This window comes from Pseudaminobacter sp. Soil_N_29 (genome assembly GCF_057656055.1).
Genome location: NZ_JBDGLC010000008.1, coordinates 39438 through 58373 on the forward strand (window position 1 = coordinate 39438; position 18936 = coordinate 58373).

16 protein-coding genes are annotated in these 18936 nt (G+C 65.4%); 4 read left to right on the forward strand and 12 right to left on the reverse strand.

The window, feature by feature from the left end:
* Window positions 1–96: 96 nt before the first annotated feature.
* The 6 genes from AC3A4H_RS17850 to AC3A4H_RS17875 form a co-directional block, all read right to left on the reverse strand.
* Complete coding sequence (locus AC3A4H_RS17850) at window positions 97–1731, reverse strand: hypothetical protein (protein ID WP_487767907.1); 1635 nt, start codon at window positions 1729–1731, stop codon at window positions 97–99.
* A gap of 63 nt (window positions 1732–1794) precedes the next feature.
* Entirely contained in the window at window positions 1795–3093 is a 1299-nt protein-coding gene (locus tag AC3A4H_RS17855) for an adenylosuccinate synthase (RefSeq protein ID WP_487767908.1), read from the reverse strand.
* A gap of 162 nt (window positions 3094–3255) precedes the next feature.
* Complete coding sequence (locus tag AC3A4H_RS17860; RefSeq protein WP_487767909.1) at window positions 3256–3450, reverse strand: type II toxin-antitoxin system HicA family toxin; 195 nt, start codon at window positions 3448–3450, stop codon at window positions 3256–3258.
* Between the two features lie 61 nt (window positions 3451–3511).
* Window positions 3512–3739 (reverse strand): DUF1902 domain-containing protein, encoded by a 228-nt coding sequence (locus AC3A4H_RS17865; protein WP_487767910.1) that lies wholly within the window; start codon window positions 3737–3739, stop codon window positions 3512–3514.
* A gap of 159 nt (window positions 3740–3898) precedes the next feature.
* A complete protein-coding gene (serA, locus tag AC3A4H_RS17870) occupies window positions 3899–5500 on the reverse strand; it encodes a phosphoglycerate dehydrogenase (protein ID WP_487767911.1) in 1602 nt (533 codons plus the stop codon).
* 78 nt (window positions 5501–5578) lie between these two features.
* A complete protein-coding gene (locus AC3A4H_RS17875; RefSeq protein WP_487767912.1) occupies window positions 5579–6754 on the reverse strand; it encodes a phosphoserine transaminase in 1176 nt (391 codons plus the stop codon).
* A gap of 662 nt (window positions 6755–7416) precedes the next feature.
* Between AC3A4H_RS17875 and AC3A4H_RS17880 the strand changes: the two genes are divergently transcribed.
* Window positions 7417–7608, forward strand: coding sequence for a DUF1059 domain-containing protein (locus tag AC3A4H_RS17880; RefSeq protein WP_487767913.1), 192 nt, complete (start codon window positions 7417–7419; stop codon window positions 7606–7608).
* Between the two features lie 86 nt (window positions 7609–7694).
* Here the strand turns inward: AC3A4H_RS17880 and AC3A4H_RS17885 are convergent, their stop codons facing one another.
* Both AC3A4H_RS17885 and AC3A4H_RS17890 read right to left on the reverse strand, forming a co-directional pair.
* Window positions 7695–8435, reverse strand: a complete 741-nt coding sequence (locus tag AC3A4H_RS17885; RefSeq protein ID WP_487767914.1) for an outer membrane protein — start codon at window positions 8433–8435, stop codon at window positions 7695–7697.
* A 230-nt stretch (window positions 8436–8665) separates the two neighbouring features.
* On the reverse strand, window positions 8666–9529 hold the full coding sequence (locus AC3A4H_RS17890; protein WP_487767915.1) for an outer membrane protein: 864 nt from the start codon (window positions 9527–9529) through the stop codon (window positions 8666–8668).
* A 95-nt stretch (window positions 9530–9624) separates the two neighbouring features.
* Between AC3A4H_RS17890 and AC3A4H_RS17895 the strand changes: the two genes are divergently transcribed.
* Together AC3A4H_RS17895 and AC3A4H_RS17900 are read left to right on the forward strand one after the other, a co-directional pair.
* Window positions 9625–9891 (forward strand): tautomerase family protein, encoded by a 267-nt coding sequence (locus tag AC3A4H_RS17895; RefSeq protein ID WP_487767916.1) that lies wholly within the window; start codon window positions 9625–9627, stop codon window positions 9889–9891.
* 506 nt (window positions 9892–10397) lie between these two features.
* Window positions 10398–11849, forward strand: coding sequence for an NAD-dependent succinate-semialdehyde dehydrogenase (locus AC3A4H_RS17900; RefSeq protein WP_487767917.1), 1452 nt, complete (start codon window positions 10398–10400; stop codon window positions 11847–11849).
* Between the two features lie 145 nt (window positions 11850–11994).
* Here AC3A4H_RS17900 and glmM read toward each other — a convergent pair whose 3' ends face one another.
* Window positions 11995–13347: a phosphoglucosamine mutase gene (gene glmM / locus AC3A4H_RS17905; RefSeq protein WP_487767918.1), complete on the reverse strand. Its 1353-nt coding sequence runs from the start codon at window positions 13345–13347 to the stop codon at window positions 11995–11997.
* 343 nt (window positions 13348–13690) lie between these two features.
* Between glmM and AC3A4H_RS17910 the strand changes: the two genes are divergently transcribed.
* Window positions 13691–14326, forward strand: a complete 636-nt coding sequence (locus AC3A4H_RS17910; RefSeq protein ID WP_487767919.1) for an antifreeze protein — start codon at window positions 13691–13693, stop codon at window positions 14324–14326.
* 122 nt (window positions 14327–14448) lie between these two features.
* Here the strand turns inward: AC3A4H_RS17910 and ftsH are convergent, their stop codons facing one another.
* The 3 genes from ftsH to ybgF all read right to left on the reverse strand — a co-directional run bounded on the left by ftsH (window position 14449) and on the right by ybgF (window position 18916).
* On the reverse strand, window positions 14449–16389 hold the full coding sequence (ftsH, locus tag AC3A4H_RS17915) for an ATP-dependent zinc metalloprotease FtsH (protein WP_348778946.1): 1941 nt from the start codon (window positions 16387–16389) through the stop codon (window positions 14449–14451).
* Window positions 16390–16493: 104 nt separating this feature from the next.
* Window positions 16494–17876: a tRNA lysidine(34) synthetase TilS gene (tilS, locus tag AC3A4H_RS17920; protein WP_487767920.1), complete on the reverse strand. Its 1383-nt coding sequence runs from the start codon at window positions 17874–17876 to the stop codon at window positions 16494–16496.
* Complete coding sequence (gene ybgF / locus AC3A4H_RS17925) at window positions 17870–18916, reverse strand: tol-pal system protein YbgF (RefSeq protein WP_487767921.1); 1047 nt, start codon at window positions 18914–18916, stop codon at window positions 17870–17872. Before ybgF ends, tilS begins: the two co-directional genes overlap by 7 nt.
* Window positions 18917–18936 lie beyond the last annotated feature (20 nt).

The window sequence follows — 18936 nt, forward strand, 5'->3', positions numbered from 1 at the left end:
GGAGCCATAGCGAAGGGCAGGGGCGCGACGTCTGCTCGACCCGGATAAAAAACGGCCCCGCAAGGGGCCGTCTCTCTTTGTCTAGCGCGTCATATCTCAGCCGTTGCTGTTGCCGGCGGCGGCCTGCCAAGCCTTCATCGCCTCGTCGAACACCTTCTGGCCGGGAAGGCCCTTTTCCATGGTGAACAACGCGCGGCGGCCGGATTTGTAGATGATCGGCACGTCGATCCAGCTCTGGCGGCGCAGCAGCGTCATGTTGGCTTCCGTCTCCGGCTTGCCGTCGTTGAGCGCGATGAGGAAGAAGCCGTCGGCGATCTTGGCCGGAATGCCGATCAGCGGGCTGCCGGCTTCCTGCTCGGAACCCTTCATCGACACGCGCAGCACATTCTCGATGCCGCCGCCCTCGAAGCTCGGCGGTGTCAGGAAGATCACCTCGATGATGTGGCTGGCCGGCAGGGTCGCGTCCGCGTTGCGGCGGATGGTCATGCGCAGCTGCAGGTCCTTGCCCGGAATGGTCGCTTCGGCGCGGATGGCCGGCTCCGGCGGCAGGTCGCCACCGGGCGATTCCTGCACGACCGACCAGACGATGTTGCCGGGCTCGGCCGAGCCTTGGGCCACGCTGGTGCGCTCCTCGTAGAAGATCGCGCGCTGGCCGACGGCGACGCCGGGCTGCGCGGCTGGCGCGGCGGGAGCGGTCGTGCCCGTGGGCGCGGGCGCGGTGGCGGTGCCTGCGTCCTGCGGCGGCTGGGTGGCCGCGGCAACGGAAGTGCCTTCGCCGATTGCTGCCGAGCCGCCGGCCGGGCCGGGGTCGATCTCCGTGCCGTCGGCATTCAGCCGCTGCGTGAACTTGGGTTCCGCCCCGGGCTCGCCAGCCGCCTGGGCCGGCTGCGTCGTCTCGGGCTCGCTGCTTGGTGTTGCCGGTTCCGTCTCGGCTGAAGGAGCAGGCGCCGTGGCTTCCTGCCCGGTGGCCTCGGTGTCGGATGACTTGCCGCCGAAAAGAGCGTAGCCGCCGCCTGCGACGACGACCAGCCCGACGGCTGCCGCTGCTGCGATCGTGATCAGCCGGCGTTTGTCGCGTCCGCCTTCCGCCTCCGCCACATCGGCGAATTCATCATCATCGCTTTCATCGCTGACCGGCGGATAAAACCCGCGCTTTGCCGGCTCCGCGCTCTCCGGCTCTGCCGGCGCGGCGCGCTCTGGCATGGCCGGGCGGGGCGGCATGGCGGCCGGCGACGTTTGAGGCCGTGTCTCTGCAGCGGTTGCAGGCTCGGCCTTTGCCGGCCCAGGCAGGGCAACGGCCGGTTGCGCGGCCGCCTCGGTTTTTGGCGCAGCAACCGGTTTGGGTGCCGGTGCTTGGGAGGTCGGCGCCATGGGCTGCGGCCGCGGGCGGGCCTGCTCGGGTTCGTCAAGCGCGGCCTGCGGGCGCGCGGGCTCGAGCGGGACGCTCTTCCGCTGTTCGATCGAGGCGAAGACGCTGTCCAACTCGTCCAGCGGATCGTCGCTGATCTTGGGGCGGGCGTGGTCCGAATAATCCTTCTCGATCGTCGCGATGGCATCTTCCAGCGCACGCTTCTGGCGGTCCACGACGGCTTGCGGCGGCGGCGGGTTGATCGCCGCCAGCTTGGCGTCAATGGTCGCACGGGCCTTGTCGTAGACCTTCTGCCGCAAGGCGGGCGTCGGATCGGTCAACCCGTCCAGCGTCTTCTTCAGAACCGCAACGAAATCTGCCATGCTTCTTTCGACCTGTAGGTTTCCATCCCGGCCGGCTTTGCTCCGGCCGGGAATGGGCGAAAACTAGTCTTGAAACGGATCGGTCACAAGTATGGTGTCGTCCCGCTCGGGGCTGGTCGACAGCAGCGCCACCGGCGCTCCGATCAGTTCCTCGATGTGGCGCACATACTTGACCGCCTGGGCCGGAAGGTCGTTCCAGCTGCGCGCGCCCTTGGTCGTGCCCTTCCAGCCTTCCAGCGTCTCGTAGACCGGCTCCACGCGCGCCTGCGCGCCCTGGCTCGCCGGCAGGTAGTCTATCAGTTCGCCGTCGAGCATGTAGCCGGTGCAGACCTTGATCTCGTCGAGGCCGTCGAGCACGTCAAGCTTGGTGAGCGCGATGCCCTTGATGCCGTTGACGGCGACCGCCTGGCGCACCAGCACCGCGTCGAACCACCCGCAGCGCCGCTTGCGCCCGGTGACCACGCCGAACTCATGGCCCTTGGTGCCGAGGAAGTCGCCGATTTCGTTCTGCTGCTCGGTCGGGAAGGGGCCTTCGCCGACGCGGGTGGTGTAGGCCTTGGTGATGCCGAGCACATAGTCGATGGCGCTTGGCCCCATGCCCGAGCCGGGTGCTGCCTGGCCGGCCACGGTGTTGGAGGAGGTCACGAAGGGATAGGTGCCGTGGTCGATGTCGAGCAGCGTGCCCTGCGCGCCTTCGAACAGGATGCGCTCGCCGGCGCGGCGGCGGTCGTCCAGGATCTTCCAGACCCGGTCCATATAGGGCAGGATCTTGTCGGCGACGGAGGTCAGCTCCTGCATGATCGTCTCATGCGCCACCTCGGCATGGCCCAGCCCGCGCCGCAGCGCATTGTGGTGCGTCAGCAGGCGGTCGACCTTTGCGGGCAATGTGTTCAAGTCTGCCAAATCCATCACGCGAATGGCGCGGCGCCCGACCTTGTCTTCATAGGCGGGGCCGATGCCCCGGCGGGTGGTGCCGATCTTGGTGCCCGAGCTGGAGGCCGCGTCTTCGCGGAATCCATCGAGCTCCCGGTGGAGCGACAGGATAAGCGAGGTGTTTTCGGCTATTTTCAGGCAATCCGGCGTCACTTCCACGCCCTGTTCGCGGAGTTTTTCGGCCTCCGCCACGAAGGCGTGCGGGTCGAAGACCACGCCGTTGCCGATGACGGAGAGCTTGCCGTTGCGCACGATGCCGGAGGGGAGCAGCGAAAGTTTGTAGACCTTGCTGTCGATCACCAGCGTGTGGCCGGCATTGTGGCCGCCCTGGAAGCGCACCACCACATCAGCGCGTTCCGACAGCCAGTCGACGATCTTGCCCTTGCCTTCGTCGCCCCACTGCGAGCCGACGACAACCACATTGGCCATGACTTCATCCCTTCCATGCCGCGCGTGCGGCGCAAACGTATAGAACGACAGGCCTCTATAATGGCAAGAAACCCGGAACGCGACCATTCTTTGGGGTTTCAGGTGCAACAATTTCGTCGCGCCCGGTGTCTTGAGCCCTGCCCATGGAAGATGACGCGTTGTTCAGAACGCCTTGGGCAAGCCTGCCTCCTTGAGGATCGCATTGGCCAGATGTCGGGACTTCAGGAAGGTGACGATCGTGACGCGCTGCCCTGTTCCGGGGTGATGCCAAATCTCGTGATCGCCCTTGCCTTGCCGGAGCAGTTCCCAACCGGCATCCGCCAGCAGCTTTTTCAAGGGCTTCGCAAAATTCTGCATCGATATCGCGACGGTCCAAGTTGCTGGCACGCAAGCTACGATGCGCGATTTTCGCCGGCAACTACTCTGCTGCGATAGGCCCGTTTGCGGTCGAAATTCCGTGTACGACCAGTTCCACTTCGACTTCAGATGGATCTTTCAAATCCAGCAGGGCCGGCAGGATGGCCAGGATACGTTGCCGCAACCCGTCAAGGCTTTCGCTTTCTGTTGCCAATCCCGTCCTGTCTCTCGAAACGGCATACCAGACAGAAGCTTCTGCGTCCCAGCGTGCATCAACGACCAGTTTCATGTTCTGCCTCCGAAGCTGCATGAGCTTAGCAGGAACGCGGCCCAACCGATATGTAATGTGCGACGTGAGTACGGCACTAGCACTTCAGGAAGCGCTCTTTGACCAAGAAAAAAGCGCCGGTTGCCCGGCGCTTTTGCGACGATGCAAGTTCGGCTCGCCTCAGTTGCTGTTGACGTCGAAATGCAGGGGCCTGGCCGAGTCGATCGCGTGGTGCGCGCGCACCTTGGCCAGCACTTCCTCCGGGAACGGCGCGTCAAGATAGAGCAGGGCGATAGCGTTGCCGCCCGGCCGGTCGCGGCCCAGCGCGAAGTTGGCGATGTTGACGCCGTTCTCGCCGCAGACGGTGCCCAGCAGGCCGATGATGCCCGGCGCGTCGGCATTGGTGGTGTAGAGCATGTGCTGCCCCACCTCGGCGTCGAGATTGATGCCCTTGATCTGGATGAAGCGCGGCTTGTGGTCGGAGAAGCAGGTGCCGGCGATCGAGCGGGTCTGCTTCTCGGTCTTGACCGTCAGCTTGATGTAGCCGTCGAACACGCCCGACTTGTCGCGCTTGACCTCGGCGACGATGATACCGCGCTCCTTCACCATGATCGGCGCCGACACCATGTTGACGTCGGCCACCTGCGGGCGGATCAGCCCGGCAAGGGCGGCGCTGATCAGCGCCTTGGTGTTCATGCCGGCGGTCGAGCCGTCGAACAGAATCTCGACCTCCTTGATCGGGTCTTCCGTCACCTGGCCGACAAAAGCGCCGAGCACTTCGGCGAGCTTGACGAACGGCTTCAGCCGCGGCGCTTCCTCGGCCGTGATCGAAGGCATGTTGATGGCGTTGGAGACCGCGCCCTTGATCAGATAGTCCGACATCTGCTCGGCGATCTGCAGCGCGACATTCTCCTGCGCTTCGGTGGTCGAGGCGCCCAGATGCGGGGTGGTGACCACGTTCTCCATGCCGAACAGCGGGCTGTCAGTGGCCGGCTCGACCTCGAACACGTCGATGCCTGCGCCCGCCACCTTGCCGCTCTTCAGCGCGGCGATTAGGTCCTGCTCGACGATCAGGCCACCGCGCGCGCAGTTGATGATGCGCACGCCTTTCTTCATCTTGGCGATGGCGTCGGCGTTGATGATGTGGCGGGTCTTGTCGGTCAGCGGCGTGTGCAGCGTGATGAAGTCGGCGCGCGCGAACAGGTCGTCCAGTTCGACCTTTTCGACCCCAAGCTCGGCGGCGCGGTCCTCCGACAGGAACGGGTCGAAGGCGATGACATGCATTTTCAGGCCCACGCCGCGCGAGGCCACGATGGAACCGATATTGCCGCAACCGATCACGCCCAGCGTCTTGCCGGTGATCTCCACGCCCATGAAGCGGTTCTTCTCCCACTTGCCGGCCTGGGTGGAGGCATTGGCCTCCGGAATCTGGCGGGCCAGCGCGAACATCAGCGCAATCGCATGCTCGGCGGTGGTGATGGAATTGCCGAAGGGCGTGTTCATCACGATGATACCGCGGCGGCTGGCAGCCGGGATGTCGACATTGTCGACACCGATGCCGGCGCGGCCGACGACCTTGAGATTGGTCGCCGCGGCGATCAGCTTTTCGGTGACCTTGGTGGCCGAGCGGATGGCGAGGCCGTCATACTGGCCGATGACTTCGGCGAGCTTTTCCTTGTCCTTGCCGAGGTCGGGCAGATAATCCACCTCGATGCCGCGATCCTTGAAGATCTGGACGGCAGTGGGGGAGAGTTTGTCGGATACGAGTACGCGAGGTGCCATGAAAGGCCTCCATCAGGTGAAATTCAAATCATCGGGGGTGGCGACCGTCCCAACCCGGCCGCCATATGCTTGAAAAGCTCAGGCCGCCTTTGCGAGCGCGGCCTTTTGACTTGCGAACGCCCAGTCGAGCCAGTGCGTCAGCGCTTCGAGGTCGGAAGTCTCGACCGTCGCGCCGGTCCAGATGCGCAGGCCCGAAGGCGCGTCGCGATAGGCGCCGATGTCATAGGCGACGCCTTCCTTGTCCAGCGCCGTCACAATGCCCTTGGCAAAGGCAGCCTGCGCCTCGGCGTCGAGCGCGGTCACTTCCGGATCGGCGATGGTGAGGCAGACCGAGGTGTTCGAGCGCGTGGCCGGGTCGGTCGCCAGATTGGCGAGCCAGGGCGACTTTTCGACAAAGGCGTCGATAACCGCGAAATTGCGGTCGGCGCGGGCAACCAGGGCGTCGAGGCCGCCGATCGACTTGGCCCAGTTGAGCGCGTCGAGATAGTCTTCCACCGCCAGCATGGAGGGGGTGTTGATGGTCTCGCCCTTGAAGATGCCTTCGATCAGCTTGCCGCCCTTGGTCAGGCGGAAGATCTTTGGCAGCGGCCAGGCCGGCTTGTAGGTCTCCAGCCGCTCCACGGCGCGGGGCGACAGGATGAGCATGCCATGCGCGCCTTCGCCGCCCAGCACCTTCTGCCAGGAGAAGGTGACGACGTCGAGCTTGGCGAAATCGAGCTTCTGCGCGAAGGCAGCCGAGGTCGCGTCGCAGATGGTCAGGCCCTGGCGGTCGGCCGGAATGAAATCGGCGTTCGGCACGCGCACGCCGGAGGTGGTGCCGTTCCAGGTGAACACCACGTCGCGGTCGAAATCGACTTTTGTGAAGTCGACGAGTTCGCCATAGGGCGCTTCGAAGGTGCGGACATCCGGCAGCTTCAGTTGCTTGACGACGTCGGTCACCCAGCCCGCGCCAAAGCTTTCCCAGGCGACCATGTCGACGCCGCGGGCGCCGAGCAGCGACCAGAGCGCCATTTCGACTGCGCCGGTGTCGGATGCCGGCACGATGCCGATACGATAGTCGGCCGGAACCTGCAGGACCTCACGCGTCAGGTCGATTGCCTGCTGGAGCTTGGTCTTGCCGATCTTGGCACGGTGGGAGCGGCCGAGGGCCGCGTCTGCGAGAGCTTGGAGGGACCAGCCGGGGCGCTTTGCGCAAGGGCCGGATGAGAAATTGGGATTGGCCGGACGCAAGTCCGGCTTCGGCAGTGTGGTCATGTTGATCCTATCCTTCCAGATAGCACGCCCCTCGTTGGGGAGGGGTGGCCCACGGGCGGAGATATGGCAAAGCGCTGCCGGCCGCAAGGGAAAAACGGATTTGCGACAATGTGCCTTCTGCTTGGCGGGGGGCGGTCTCAACCGGCGTCGGTATCGCCCTAGGGGATCGGCCTAGCTGCCATACCGCCGAAGATGGGCCGGTCCCGGCGGTTTGGCCGACTGTCGCAGGCGCGCGATTTGCTGAAACATGGGGACCTGGCCCTCAGGCAACCATCGGCCGGCGAGATGCTCGGCGCCGCGCGTCCACCCCCCACGAGCGTGTGTGCGCCGAGCCCCTTGCCGCGTCAAAGCCGCGGCTCGCTTACGGCCTACCTCTTTTGGCGATCAGCACTTTTGAGGACTTTCGCCCTGGTCCCGTTCGGCCTCTTACTTGTTCTCCCCTACGTTGACTGCAGTGAGGCTTGGCCGCCAGGTCGAGCCTCACATTTTTTGGCTGCGGGCCGGTGTGCTGAGGCGCAGCTGCCGGGGCGCCGAACGGTGTTGTGATTTGTTGCATGCCGGACGAGGGAATAGGTTTCGTGGAGAGCGAATGCGCTTGGCCAAGGCCCGGGCGATGGCTCTGGTCGGCCCTGTGCCCGCGGCCCGCCTGATGGGAGGTGAAGATGCGCAAATACATCGACTGCCGTGAATTCCCGAGCGAGATGAAGTGCACGGTCCTGATTGCCGCCGACACGGAGGAGGAACTGGTAAACGCGGCTGTGCAGCACGCAGTTGCCGTGCATGGCGAGCACGACACGCCGGATTTCCGGTCCGAAATCAAGAAAGCCATTCACGAGGGCATGCCGAAAGGCTGATGCGACGCCAGCCGGGCCTGGATCGACGGAAGCGATAGCGCGCTTCCGACGGGGATGCGGCAGCGGCGGGCCCTTCGCCGATGTGGTTACCAGAGATCGTAGCGAAGCCCGACCTTAAGCTGGTGAAGGTTGATGCCCTTGTGGACTGGATAGGAATCGAGGTCCTTCACAGCCACGTACTGGGCGTCGGGCGCTGAAAGAAACTGGTAGCCCACATCGATGGAGGTGTTCGGGGTCACCTGGTAGTTGAGCCCTGCACCCAGCGAATAGGCGAAGGACACCTGCTTCTTGTTGTCGAAGATTTCGACACCGCCAAACGGAGTGTCCAGATCGACGTGGAGATCGCGCTTGGTGTAGACGAAGCCCAAGCCTGCGCCGACATAGGGCGTCAGGCCGACGAAGGTGCCCAGATCGACATAGGCATTCGCCATGCCGCTCCAGGCCTGGTTCTTGGCGTTCGCGAGGACGCCGAAAGTGCCATCGTCGTACGCCACGCTGAACTTGTTCTTCGAGAGGAAGGCGAAGTTCAGTTCGCCGCGCAGGAAGTCGTTGAAGTGATAGCCCATGCCGACGCCGCCAAACAGCGCGGTGTTGTCTTCGCTATAGGCGGCGATGGGCAGCACGCCAATGTCGAAATCCTTGAAGGGCTTGTTGAAAGTGTAGCCGAGGTCACCGCGAAGATACCAGCCGGAGCCCACCTCCACGGGAACGTATTCCGGTGCGTTCTCGATCACGATGGGCGGTTCGTAGTCGGCCGCCACCGCCGGCGCCGATTGCCAAAGAACCGCCGCGGCGAGCGACAGGGCGATACGCGATTGCAGGCTCATTGTTGCAAACCCCCGAAATTGGCGCCGGACGAAGAAAAGGCTCCAGTCGCCGTCGAGGGGCATTGTTAACCATAGTGGTTAAGTGGCGGTTAAGGCTAACACCTGGTTAGCGGAATTGTCCGGGCCGCCGTGCGAAGCGCTCGCGCGCAGGAACGGTCATGACGAAAAAGCCGCCCGGCTCGGCCAGGCGGCTTCTGGTAATGGGAGCGAGCCCGTGAGGGCCAGCGCAGTTACTTGTAGACCGGCGCCACCGGTTCCGGCTCGTAGGCCACCACCTCGGGCTCGGCGCAGGCGGTGCGGCCGGGGCCAAACTGGTAGCGCAGGCCGGCCCGCACCTCGTTCACGTTGAAGCCCTTGTCGAAGCCGGGCCCGGCGCCGGGGCCGCCGGCCGAAGAGTCGGCGTATTCGAACATGCGTCCGCCATTGATCCGGGTGAAGCGGTAGCCGGCGTCGAGCTCCAGGTTGCTGTTGAAGCAATAGGAGGCGCCAGCCATCAGCGCATAGGCGAAGCGCCAGTTCTTGGCGCCCTTGTGGCGGTCGTCCACGCCGGGGAACTGGTTCCTCAGGTCGCCCCATTTCACCTGGGCGCCGCCGATGCCCGCGCCGAGATAGGGCGTGACGCGGTTCCACGTGCCCAGATCGACATAGGCGTTGGCCAGAAGCACCAGCGCCGTGTAGGACGAGGTGTCAGTGGAAACGTCGGTGAAGTCGGAGGTCTGGCCAGTGAAATTCGACTTGAACCAGTAGTCGACGGTCAGGTCGGTTCGGAAATAGTCATTGACCTGGTAGCCGACGCCGGCACCAAGCGACATCGCCCCCTTGAGGTTGCCGAAGTCGAAGGATTTCGAGCCAGGCACGGGAACCGGGCCGCAGCCCGAGTTGCAGACGCCATAGGTGATGTAGTCGGCGCCGCGGAATTGCGTCCAGTGGTAGTCCAGATCGCCGCGCAGATACCAGCCGCCGACGGCCACTTGCTGGTAGACCACCTGCGGGGCTTCAACGACCTGCGGCTCATAAAGATCGGCTGCCATGACGGGGGTGGACAGGCCAGTCATGGCCAAGGCGGCGAGAAGCCGCTTGGAAAACTCGTGCATTGTCTCTACCTCTGCGAACCCCGCGCGCAACGCTGAGGCCAGTTGAATTGCGCATGGATAATGCCGAGTAAAGGTTAAGTGCCGCTTAACCACGTTTGCTCACCACGAGTGAGTGTTCGGAAGCTCGAAAAGGGAGAACCGAGGCCATGCCGGTCATCAAGGTGGAAATGTTCAGCGGCCGCACGGTCGAGCAGAAGCGCCAGCTCGTCAAGGCGCTGACCGATAGCTTTGTGGCCGTGTGTGGCGGCAAGCCCCAGTCGATCCACGTCATCATCGAGGACGTGGAAAAGACCAACTGGGGCATCGGCGGCGAACTGGGCTCGGATCTCTATCCCGACCCCCAGCCCGCCGGCAGCAACTGAACGCAGCCGGCCGCGCATTCGGCAGCAGGCCGCTTCGAACTGGTGGAGGGCCTGAAGCACGCCAGCGTAGGCAGCGGACCAGCCGCTAAGCCGCAAATCGCCGGCCGCACCCGAAGAATTGTCAGCTGGGCAAAAACAGCGTATCTGCATGCCGCGCGCGCTCGCGAGCAACCCGGAATTCTTTATCGATGAGGTGACATCGGCGCTCGACCCACTGGCGGCCAAGGGTGTCCGGAAACTTCTGGGCCGCCTGCCGGCGACAGGGGACGACCATCTCTTTAATCACTCGCACGACTTCAGATCGTCCAGGCGATCGCCGTTGACGTCGTGCAAACGAACCGAGGCAGATCCTCCACCGTGCCAAGCGCGACGGAACAACCTTTCGCGCCCTGCAGCGAAGGCAGCTCGCCCCGGTTCGGCAAATCAACACAAACCGCTGCGATAAGCCGCTGCCTGCGCGCTGATCTTCGTCGCAGCAACGACCCCGAGAAACTACGGAGACCCCGATGGCCGAAGCCGCCTACACCTATACCGACACCAAGCTGCTGATCGACGGCGAATGGCGCGACGCCCAGGGCGGCCGCACCATTCCCGTCATGGATCCGGCGACGGGTGACGAGATCGGCACCGTCGCCCATGCCGTGCGCGAAGACCTCGACGCTGCCCTGGCGGCGGCCGAGCGCGGCTTCGCGACCTGGAGCAAGGTGCCGGCGTTCGAGCGGTCGAAGGTGATGCGCAGGGCGGCCGACCTCCTGCGCGCCCGCAAGGACCACATCGCCTGGCTGATGACGCGCGAGCAGGGCAAGCCGCTCGCCGAGGCCGGCGTCGAGATCATGGCCGCTGCCGACATCATCGACTGGTTCGCCGAAGAGGCGCGCCGCACCTACGGCCAGATCGTGCCGGCCCGCGCCGCCAACGTGCGCCAGGTCGTCACCAAGGAGCCGGTCGGCCCGGTTGCCGCCTTCACGCCGTGGAATTTTCCGATCAACCAGGTGGTGCGCAAGCTGTCGGCCGCGCTGGCCACCGGCTGCTCGATCATCGTCAAGGCGCCCGAGGAGACCCCGGCCTCGCCAGCCGAGCTGATCCGCGCCTTCCAGGACGCCGGCGTGCCCGCGGGCGTCATCGGCCTGGTGTTCGGCGTGCCGGCCGATATCTCGGAATATCTCATTCCGCATCCGGTCATCCGCAAGATCTCGTTCACCGGCTCGACGCCGATCGGCAAGCAGCTGGCCGCACTCGCCGGCCTGCACATGAAGCGGGCGACCATGGAACTGGGCGGCCACGCCCCGGCGATCGTGCTCGACGACGCCGATCTCGCCAAGGCGGTCAAGGCCCTGGCGGGCTCGAAGCTGCGCAACGCCGGCCAGGTCTGCATCTCGCCGACCCGCTTCCTGGTCCAGCGCAACGCCTTCGACGGCTTCGTCAATGGCTTTGTCGACACCTTCCGCGCCACCAGGGTCGGCAACGGCCTCGACGCCGACACGCAGATGGGGCCGCTGGCCAACGAGCGACGCATCCCGGCGCTGGAGGCGCTGATCCAGGATGCCGTCGACCGGGGGGCGGAGCTGCGCACCGGCGGCCGCCGGATCGGCAACACCGGCAACTTCTTCGAGCCGACCGTGCTCGCCAACGTGCCGACCGACGCCCGGGTGATGAACGAGGAGCCGTTCGGCCCGCTGGCGATCATCAACCGCATCGACACGTTGGACGAGGCGATCGCCGAGGCCAACCGCCTGCCGTTCGGCCTGGCGGCCTATGGCTTCACCAGCTCGCTCGAGGCCGAGCATCGCCTGTCGACCGAGATCGAGGCCGGCATGACCACCATCAACCACATCGGCCTGTCGCTGCCCGAGGTACCGTTCGGCGGCATCAAGGATTCCGGCTACGGCGTCGAGGGCGGGTCGGAAGCGACCGAAGCCTACCTCATCACGAAGTTCGTGACCGTCAGCGCGAGCTGACGCGGCGGGACGAATCGAAAAGAAAAGCGCGGTAGGCGAGTGCCTGCCGCGCTTTTTCATGTCGGGCGTTCGGGCAAGTGCTTTCTGGCAGGCGGCCCGCATGCGCGACCGCAGCAGCAATCCTTGCCCTCGGCTAAAAATGTGATCAGGCGGCGGTCTTTACGTCGGCGATGACGCCGACGATGTCGTTGACCACGGTTTCGACCAGCTTGGGGTCGTCGCCTTCGGCCATGACGCGAATCAGCGGTTCGGTGCCGGAGGGCCGGATGACCAGACGGCCCGACGTGCCGAGGCGGTTGCGCGCTTCCTCGATCGCTTCCTTGACCGGCGCGGCCTCGAGCGGCTTGCCGCCGGAGAAGCGGACATTCTTCAGCAGCTGCGGCACCGGCTCGAACTTGCGGCACAGTTCGCTCACCGGCTTGTTCTGCCGCTTGATGCAGGCCAGCACCTGCAGGGCCGAGACGAGGCCGTCGCCGGTGGTGGAGAAGTCCGACAGCACGATGTGGCCTGACTGCTCGCCGCCGACATTCAGGCCGTGCGTGCGCATGTGTTCGACCACATAGCGGTCGCCCACCTTGGTGCGGTGAAGCTGCAGGCCGATATTGTCGAGGAAGCGCTCAAGGCCCAAATTGGACATGACGGTGGCCACAACGCCTCCACCGGAAAGCCGGCCGGCGTCGTGCCAGGATTCGGCAATCAGCGCCATGATCTGGTCGCCTTCGATCACCGTGCCGTTCTCGTCCACGATCACCATGCGGTCGGCATCGCCGTCGAGCGCGATGCCGATGTCGGCGCGGACCTCGTGCACCTTCTTGGCCAGGCTGGCCGGATGGGTCGAGCCGCATTCTTCGTTGATATTGAAGCCGTTAGGATCGTCATGAATGGCGATGACCTCGGCTCCGAGTTCCCACAGCGCGGCCGGTGCCACCTTGTAGGCGGCGCCGTTGGCGCAGTCGATGACGATCCTCAGGCCGGCCAGCGACATGGAGCGCGGCAGCGTGCGCTTGGCGAATTCGATGTAGCGGTCGTGCACGCCGTCGATGCGCTTGGCGCGCCCGAGCGCGTCGGCATCGGCCAGGGCAATGTCGATGTTCTGGTCGAGCAGCGCCTCGATGCGCATCTCGATCTCATCCGACAGCTTGTAGCCGTCAGGCCCGAACAGCTTGATGCCATTGTCGAAGTAGGGGTTGTGGGAGGCAGAGATCATCACGCCGATGTCGGCGCGCAGCGAGCGGGCAAGCATGGCCACCGCCGGCGTCGGAACGGGGCCGAGCAGGAAGACGTCCATGCCGGCGGCGCAGAAGCCGGCCACCATCGCGTTCTCGATCATGTAGCCAGACAGGCGCGTGTCCTTGCCCAAGACGACGCGGTGGCGGTGGTTGCCGCGCTGGAAGGAAAGGCCGGCCGCCATCCCTACCTTCATGGCGATTTCGGCCGTCATCGGAAATTTGTTGGCCCGTCCCCGGATTCCGTCCGTGCCGAAATAGCGCCTGCTCATACGCGTACAGTATCCCCAGTCGTGACTCTCGCTCCCGTGGCCGCTTTTGCCATAGGAAGACGGGCGAGATGCATCACATTGTGTGATTCTCTGTTACGAACCTTTCAAAATTCTTTTCGATCAGGCCGGTTTTCCAGCCTTGTTGATCACGCGCCCTGCCGCAGCAGCTGCGAGCAACACCTGCCGCCGCTCCCCATTCCAGACGCGACAGGCCCGCTCCGCTTTCGCCTCCGTCCGCACCGGAACGCAGCAACCCCGTCGCGCATTACTAGGCACTGGCGCCGATGCCGCCGCGAGCTAGCGCGTGCGGAATGTTCGAGGGCGGCAGCAACGGAGAAATGCCATGCTCATCAATCGACTTGTCACCCTGTCCGGCCTCGCGGTGATTGCCTGTTTTATGGCAGCGCCGGCGAGCGCGCTCACCATGAAGGAATGCAGCGCCAAGTACAATGCGGCCAAGCAGGCCGGGACCTTGAACGGCCAAAGCTGGAATCAGTTCCGCAAGGCCCAGTGCGCCGCCGATGCCGGTGCAACGGCGACCGAGCCCGCCAAGCCCGAGAAGAAGTCAGCCAAGACCACCAAGAACGCACCTGCCGCCGGCAAGGGGCTGACCATGAAGGAATGCAGCGTCAGGTATAACGCTGCCAAGGATGCCGGCACGCTTGGCGGCAAGTCCTGGAACCAGTTCCGAAAGGCCGAGTGCGGCGCATCCGCTGCCGAGGATGAGACCGTTCCGAACCTAGGCCAGGCGACCTACAAGGGCGAGCCGGAGAAGCCGACCACCACGGCGCCGCGCGGCGTCAAGTTCCCCAGCGCCGTCGACAGCAAGTTCTCGAACGAAACACCCGGCAAGGCGCGGCTGCACACCTGCCTCGAGCAGTACTACGCCAACAAGGATGCCAATGCGCTGGGCGGCCTGAAGTGGATCCAGAAGGGCGGCGGCTATTACAGCCTCTGCAACGCCAAGCTAAAGGGCTGAAAGCCCGCGAGCGCTCTGATATCGCATGCGGAGAGCGCATCGCCCGATCCGCTGCGCTCCCAAAGAAAAACGCCGCCGGCGGGTGCCAGCGGCGTTCTTCTCTGTTCTTGGCCTGTGAGGCGTCAGCCCTGCGGCTGCGGCTCCATACCGCCTTCGGGCTCCTCGCCGCCCTTCTTGCGGCGGCCGCCGCTGGCGCCGGCCTTCGGCACCGCGGAGCCGCGGCTCGGCGGCGTGTCGTCGCCGAGGTCGCGCGAGGGCTTCTGGCCGGCGATAAGCTGCTTGATCTCGTCGCCGGACAGCGTCTCGTATTCCAGCAGGCCCTCGGCCAGCGCGATCCAGTCCTTCTTCTTCTTGGTCAGGATCTGGCGCGCGGTGGTGTAGGCCTCCTCGATCAGCCGGCGCACTTCGGCGTCGATGATCTGCGCGGTCTCTTCCGAGACGTTCTGCTGGCGGGCCACCGAATGGCCCAGGAACACCTCTTCCTGGTTCTCGCCATAGGCGACCTGACCGAGCTTGTCGGAGAAGCCCCAGCGGGTGACCATGGCGCGCGCCAGCTTGGTGGCCTGGTCGATGTCGGAGGAGGCGCCGGAGGTGATGTTCTCCTTGCCGAACTTGATCTCCTCGGCCACGCGGCCGCCCATCATGATCGCCAGCCGCGAGATCATGTACTTGTAGCTCATCGAGTAGCGGTCGCCTTCCGGCAGCTGCATGACCATGCCCAGCGCACGGCCGCGCGGGATGATGGTCGCCTTGTGCAGCGGGTCGGCGGCCGGCACATTCAGCGCCATTATGGCGTGGCCGGCCTCGTGATAGGCGGTCAGCTCCTTCTCGGCCTGGGTCATGGCCGAGGAGCGGCGCTCCGCGCCCATCATGATCTTGTCCTTGGCGTCTTCGAACTCGGCCATGGTCACCAGGCGCTTGTTGCGCCGCGCGGCCATCAGCGCAGATTCGTTGACCAGGTTGGCAAGGTCGGCGCCCGAGAAGCCGGGCGTGCCGCGCGCGATCACCTTGAGGTCGACGTTCGGCGCCAGCGGCACGTTGCGCACATGCACCTTCAGGATCTTCTCGCGGCCCACGATGTCGGGGTTGGGCACCACGACCTGGCGGTCGAAGCGGCCCGGACGCAGCAGCGCGGGGTCCAGAACGTCGGGGCGGTTGGTGGCGGCGATGAGGATGATGCTCTCATTGGCCTCGAAACCGTCCATCTCGACCAGCAGCTGGTTCAGCGTCTGCTCACGCTCGTCGTTGCCGCCGCCCAGGCCGGCGCCGCGATGGCGGCCGACCGCGTCGATTTCGTCGATGAAGATGATGCAGGGCGCGTTCTTCTTGGCCTGCTCGAACATGTCGCGGACACGGCTTGCACCGACGCCGACGAACATTTCGACGAAGTCCGAACCCGAGATGGTGAAGAAGGGCACGTTGGCTTCGCCGGCCACCGAGCGGGCCAGAAGCGTCTTGCCGGTTCCGGGAGGGCCGACGAGCAGCACGCCGCGCGGGATCTTGCCGCCCAGGCGCTGGAACTTCTGCGGGTCGCGCAGGAACTCGACGATTTCCTCCAGGTCCTGCTTGGCCTCGTCCACGCCGGCAACGTCCTGGAAGGTCACGCGGCCATGCGCCTCGGTCAGAAGCTTGGCCTTGGACTTGCCGAAGCCCATGGCGCGGCCGGAACCCGACTGCATCTGGCGCATGAAGAAGATCCACACGCCGAGGATCAGGATCATAGGCAGCCACGACAGCAGCATGCCGAAGATCGAGCTGGAGCCGTCGTTTTCGGGGCGCGCGGTGATGGTGACGTTCTTGTCCTCAAGCTTCTGCACCAGCGCCGGATCGCTCGGCGAATAGGTCTGGAAACCGCTCGAGCTGTCGGTGTAGGTACCGGAAATCCGGTCGCCGGCAATCGTCACGGTCTTGACGCGCCCTGCGGCTACATCCTTGAGGAAATCCGAATAGGCGACGTCGCTGGAGGCACCCCGCGTCTGCGGCGTCTGGAACAGGTTGAACAGAGCGATCAGCAGGACGGCAATGATCGCCCAGAGCGCAAGATTGCGGTAATTCGGATTCATCGATTTTCCTGTTGTGCCCGAAGCCGGGCACGCATCGTTGATAGCAGCGTCGCACTAACATAGGCACGCCCAAGAGCAATGCCAAGCAGAAGCGCACGGTTCGGTTAAGCCTTAGATGCAGTCCCGGCCAATATTGTGGCGGCTAAAGGTGGATCCGGTGGCATCGTGGCGCCGATCAATGCAGCAAGCGCGCGCGCCGGTGCCAGATCGAAGCTGGGCATGAAATGCGCCCACGGCGCAACAATGGGCAGGGCGCCAATGCCGCCGGTGCCTTCGGCGGAAAGGATCCCCAGGCATTCCTCGCCGCGCCAGAGGGCCGGCTGGGCCGCGGCCGCCGCACGCAGGAGGCTTTCAGGGGCCTCTGCGGCTTGGATTCGCGCCCTCTTGGCCTGCGCCGCGCCCAATGGCGCGACGACAACGCCGGCCGTCGCAACCGCCGCCGACAGCCGGTAGCGGCCATCCCATGTGATTCCTTGTTTCGGCTCCTGCGGAGCAGGCAGGTTGCGGGCCTCGCGGCGCAGGAAGATGCCGGCGCGCCGCGCATCGACCACAGTCCGCGACAATGTGGCGCAAAAGATCTCACTCGCGAGCCGGCGAAAAATTCCTGCCGTGCGTTCCTCGTCGGGCGGGAAGGACGTGCCGCCCGCCGCGGCCAGCAGCATCCGCAGGGCGTAGACGGCCGCTTCGGAATCGGCTGTCGCGAAAGCCGGATCGAGCCGGACAAGGCCGGGGGCGAGGCAAGTGGCGTGGGCGCGGATCAGCCCGGCGGCCTGGTCGCCGAGGCGCTGGCGTTGCCGCGCGGCGGTTTCGGCGAGCGCCAGCGTCTCTGCATATTGCGCCGCATCGCCCCGGCCGAGTGCTGCGCGCAGGCGCGGGCGCTCGAAGGCCTCGTTGACGTTGGTCGGGTCTTCCAGCCAGGTTTCCCCCTGCGCACGCAGGAAATCGCGCAACGCTTCGCGCCGGGCGCCGAGCAGCGGCCGGGCGATCCAGACCGCGCCGCCGAACAGCGTCGCCGGCGCCATGCCGGCAAGCCCACGCGCATCAGGCCGGGCGTCGTGGCGGGCGCGGCGCATCAGCACCGTCTCGGCCTGGTCGTCGGCGGTGTGGCCGGTCAGGATCACATCCGTGCCCTCCAGCGCCGCCGCCTCGGCCAGCAGGCGGTAGCGGGCCTCGCGCGCGGCGGCGGGAATGCCGCTCGTCGGCTTGTCGCCGGTCCAGGTCATGGTGCGATGCGCAATGCCATGGCGGGCCGCAAAGTCCGCGACCTGCGCAGCCTCTGCCGCCGAGCCGGGCCGCAGGCCATGGTCGACCGTCACCGCAACCAGGCGGGTGTCCGGGGCGCTTCGGTCGAGAAAGGATTTTGTCAGGAGAAGAAGAGCGAGCGAATCGCTGCCGCCGGAAACCGCAGCGATCAGCGTGCGGCGGCGGCCGAAGTCGAAGGTCGAAAAAAGCCGCTGCGGGTCGAGTTGCGCCCGTGGCTTCAGCACGCTGCCCGCGCCTGTTCCTGTTTGACGCGATCCTTGAGCGCGCTGGACAGGTTCGGATAGCGCTTGCCGATTTCGCCGAAGGTGGCGCAGGCGACGTCGCGCTGGTTCAGGCCGGCGAGCGAAATGCCGAGCTTGAGCAGCATCTCGGGGGCCTTCTTGGATTTCGGATGGGCCTTGTTTGCGGCCAGGAACACTTCCGCCGCGTCGCGGTACTTCTGCTGGCCAAGCAGGGCCTCGCCGAGCCAGAATTGCGAATCGGCCGCTTTCGGGTCGTTCGGGAAGCGGGCCATGTGGTCGCGAAAACCGGTCTCGGCCGTGCCGTAGTCGCCCGAAAGGATGAACTGGTAGGAATTGCGGTAGAGCTCGTCCGGGTCGTCGGTGGCCGGCAGGGCCGCAACCTCGGTTTCGCCGCTGGTGGGCGCGGCTGCGGCATCGGCGGCGATCTGGTCGCCTATGCTGCCGCCCGTGACGTTGCCGTTGGCGTCGAAGGTGATGGTGCCGAAGCTTTTCGGGGGCGTGCCCGGGGCGGCGCTCGCATCCGCAGCGGTCTGGCTGCTGCCGTGGCTGCCGATACCCCGTTCGGCCTCGCCTGAAGGTGCAGCCGCGACATCGGTCTCGGCCGGGCCGCTAGGTGAGGGCGTCGCGGAGTTCTCCGCGACGCTCTTGTTGGTCTTGCCGGGCGTGGCGTCCGACTTCTTGTTGTTTTCCAGCTCCTGGAAGCGGAACTCGTTGTCTTCCTGCATCTTGCGCAGCTGTTCCTGCATCTGCAGGATCTGGAAGTTGAGTTCCTCCACCGTGCCGTTGAGCGAGCGGATCTGGTCCTCTAGCCCGCCGACGCGGGGGTCAGTGGCCTGTGCAAGCTGGATCGTGGTGGTGGCGCCCTTCGCGGAAGAAAATACGCCCGGAAGCGAAGTGTCGGGCAGCGGAACGGCCAGGTTCGCGCCGGCCGTGGCCGTCGGCTGGGAGCGATCGCTCGCCTGCGCGGGGCCGAAAAGCAGGAAAGCGGCAAGCGTGCCGCTCAGGATCGATCGAAAATACATGTGCCTCTCGTCAATGAAAC

Coding starts and splice junctions, on each gene's coding strand:
- AC3A4H_RS17850 (WP_487767907.1), bottom strand. CDS start 1,731: ATGGCAGATTTCGTTGCGGTTCTGAAGAAGACGCTGGACGGGTTGACC.
- AC3A4H_RS17855 (WP_487767908.1), bottom strand. CDS start 3,093: ATGGCCAATGTGGTTGTCGTCGGCTCGCAGTGGGGCGACGAAGGCAAG.
- AC3A4H_RS17860 (WP_487767909.1), bottom strand. CDS start 3,450: ATGCAGAATTTTGCGAAGCCCTTGAAAAAGCTGCTGGCGGATGCCGGT.
- AC3A4H_RS17865 (WP_487767910.1), bottom strand. CDS start 3,739: ATGAAACTGGTCGTTGATGCACGCTGGGACGCAGAAGCTTCTGTCTGG.
- serA (WP_487767911.1), bottom strand. CDS start 5,500: ATGGCACCTCGCGTACTCGTATCCGACAAACTCTCCCCCACTGCCGTC.
- AC3A4H_RS17875 (WP_487767912.1), bottom strand. CDS start 6,754: ATGACCACACTGCCGAAGCCGGACTTGCGTCCGGCCAATCCCAATTTC.
- AC3A4H_RS17880 (WP_487767913.1), top strand. CDS start 7,417: ATGCGCAAATACATCGACTGCCGTGAATTCCCGAGCGAGATGAAGTGC.
- AC3A4H_RS17885 (WP_487767914.1), bottom strand. CDS start 8,435: ATGAGCCTGCAATCGCGTATCGCCCTGTCGCTCGCCGCGGCGGTTCTT.
- AC3A4H_RS17890 (WP_487767915.1), bottom strand. CDS start 9,529: ATGCACGAGTTTTCCAAGCGGCTTCTCGCCGCCTTGGCCATGACTGGC.
- AC3A4H_RS17900 (WP_487767917.1), top strand. CDS start 10,398: ATGGCCGAAGCCGCCTACACCTATACCGACACCAAGCTGCTGATCGAC.
- glmM (WP_487767918.1), bottom strand. CDS start 13,347: ATGAGCAGGCGCTATTTCGGCACGGACGGAATCCGGGGACGGGCCAAC.
- AC3A4H_RS17910 (WP_487767919.1), top strand. CDS start 13,691: ATGCTCATCAATCGACTTGTCACCCTGTCCGGCCTCGCGGTGATTGCC.
- ftsH (WP_348778946.1), bottom strand. CDS start 16,389: ATGAATCCGAATTACCGCAATCTTGCGCTCTGGGCGATCATTGCCGTC.
- ybgF (WP_487767921.1), bottom strand. CDS start 18,916: ATGTATTTTCGATCGATCCTGAGCGGCACGCTTGCCGCTTTCCTGCTT.